This window comes from Thermogutta sp. (assembly GCF_014359955.1).
Taxonomy (GTDB): Bacteria; Planctomycetota; Planctomycetia; order Pirellulales; family Thermoguttaceae; genus Thermogutta.
The window spans coordinates 1-2,310 of sequence record NZ_JACIYL010000710.1 but is presented as its reverse complement, the minus strand read 5'-3'; the positions used below and the strand labels follow the sequence as shown (position 1 = coordinate 2,310).

3 protein-coding genes are annotated in these 2,310 nt (G+C 61.5%); all 3 read left to right on the top strand.

Going from position 1 to position 2,310, the window contains the following annotated elements:
* Positions 1-593 (top strand): hypothetical protein (locus H5U08_RS16125; RefSeq protein WP_297035374.1); only part of this gene is annotated, 593 nt, incomplete at its 5' end.
* Between the two features lie 5 nt (positions 594-598).
* Positions 599-1,612, top strand: coding sequence for an endonuclease V (locus H5U08_RS16120; protein ID WP_297035372.1), 1,014 nt, complete (start codon positions 599-601; stop codon positions 1,610-1,612).
* An 80-nt stretch (positions 1,613-1,692) separates the two neighbouring features.
* The coding region (gene recO, locus H5U08_RS16115; protein ID WP_297035370.1) for a DNA repair protein RecO at positions 1,693-2,310 on the top strand (618 nt) is incomplete at its 3' end.

Sequence of the window (2,310 nt, the reverse complement as noted above, 5' to 3'; positions counted from 1 at the left end):
CCCGGCGGCTGACAACCTTCTGCCCCTATCACCCGACGGCGGATCAAAAAGAGCGACTCTGTACGAATGTGCTGTGGTCGATTTCTGTGGCCCGTTGTGCTCCGGGGACCGCGTTTGCGATGTCGGCTCACTTCGGCGACGACGGGATCGAGGCAACCTGGTCGGGGGGAGATCGCCCGATTGTGGCGTGGCGAATCCTGGGGGAAGGAAAACGGCCTCTTTCGCAGGGGAAGAAAGCGCTTCGGGGAGCCTCTCCGCGGCGGATTGTGTTCTCTTCTGTCGATCGGCGCTGGCTGCTTGTGATGGACGACACGTGCCTGTTCACCCACGATTGGGAGGACGACGTTCCGGCGGAGGGCGCTCCAGTTGGGTTGCGACTCGCTGCGACCCGGGGAGAGATTGTGTTGCGGGAAATGAGCGTCTGGTGGGTGATGCCCTATCCCGACGGGTTGGTAGCCGACGCGGGCAGCGGCTTTGCCCTGCTGGGGGATGATCCCCACGTTTCGCTGGACAGTCGGCAGGGTGGTCGTCGCTGGCGACTGGAAGACATCGTGGGGGTGGTCCGGCCCCTTGGCCTGGTCTGGGGGAGATGATCACCATGAGTAACTGGGCAGCGGAAGAAGTGATTCCAGACCTGGAGGCCATTTTGCGTCGGTGGATTGGGGCGATCCCACCAGGCCGGGTAACGACCTGCGGGGCCCTGGCGGAATTGCTCGGCGACAGGCAGGCGGCACGCTGGGTGGGCACGTGGCTGGTCGAGCACGCCCATACGAAGGAGTGCGCGTGCCATCGCGTGGTCCGAGCCGGAGGCCGGCTGGGGCGTTCTGGCATCGGAGCGGACGTGCAGCGAGATTTGCTGCGGCGGGAAGGTGTTGCTGTGTTGCCGGGAGGGGTTTCGGAAGAGGCCATCGTCAATGCCACGGAATTGGCTGACCTCCTGGGAATTCGAGACGAGGATCGCCCTCTGCGACAGTTGCGAACCATCCAGGAGGACCTGCGACAGAAAGTGGTCATGACGCCACTGCCCTCTGATCCGAAGGATTGTGCGGGGGTGGACGTTTCTTATCGGGGCAATTGGGCGGTCGCGGTGTACTGCCGCGTCAGTTGGCCCGACGGGGACAAGCTCTATGAAACATCGGTCGTCGAGCAAGCCCGATTTCCCTACATCACCAGTTACCTGGCCTTTCGCGAGTTGTCGCCAATGCTTTCGGTCATCAGGAAGGCCGCCCGGGAAGACCAACTGGCGGATGTCATTGCGGTGGATGGAAGCGGCCTGTTGCATCCGCGGGGAATGGGGATCGCCAGTCATCTGGGGGTCGTCCTTGATCGACCCACGATCGGAATCACCAAGACCCTTTTATGCGGTCAGGTGGAAAAGAAGGAATTGCCGCCGGGTGGGACCGCGGCGGTGGAATGGGAAGGACGCCACCTGGGGGTTGTGCTGCGGAGTCAGCGGGGACATGCCCAGCCGGTCTTTCTTTCGGTGGGGCACCGCATCGATGTGGAGGGGTGCGTGCGGGTGATCCGGCCGCTGTTCGCCCAGCACCGTTTACCGGAGCCGATTTACTGGGCGGACCGCCGATCGCGGGCCATTGCCCGACAGTTGAAATGAGGAAATGGAAGCGAAAAAGAACAAGCTCGTGTTTGTTGTGCCTGACAATCACTCGAACGGAGTAGCAGGTTTGCACGCCGATGTCTGCCGAGCAAGCGACGGCCCTAGTTCTTCGCACGTACGATTTCAGCGAGAGCAGTCTCGTCGTCACGCTGTTTACTCGCGAATTTGGCAAAATCCGGGGGATAGCGAAAGGTGCGAAACGCCCGAAAAACCCCTTCGACTTTGCTCTTGACCTGCTTTCGCTTTGTCGCGTAGTCTTTCTTCGCAAGTCCTCGGAGGCCCTCCACATTATCACGGAGGCGAAGCTCCAGCGGCGATTTCGGGTGGAAGAAAGCGGCCTGCCGCGGTATTATGCGGCCCTCTACGTCGCGGAGCTTCTCAACGCCATGACGGACGAGGAGGACGCCCATCCGGAACTGTTTGACGTTTCCGAAGAAACCCTGACGGCCCTCCAGAAAGGAGGTGATATCCAGCTTCTGATACCGTTTTATGAGTTGCAGATTCTGGATCTGACCGGCCACAGTCCTGCACTCGATATGTGCGTGAGCTGCGGGGAGAGCGTTCGCGGAAAGTCTTCCGCTCAATCCCGGCAGGAAAACCGCACACCGACAGGGGCGCACGCCCGGCAGGAATACTATTTTTCGCTGCTTGACGGGGGTGTGCTGTGCGGGCGGTGTCGGCCGGGAAAACGCGGC

What these genes read in the sequence shown, in the direction of transcription:
- H5U08_RS16120 (WP_297035372.1), top strand. Translation starts at nt 599, where the DNA reads ATGAGTAACTGGGCAGCGGAAGAAGTGATTCCAGACCTGGAGGCCATT.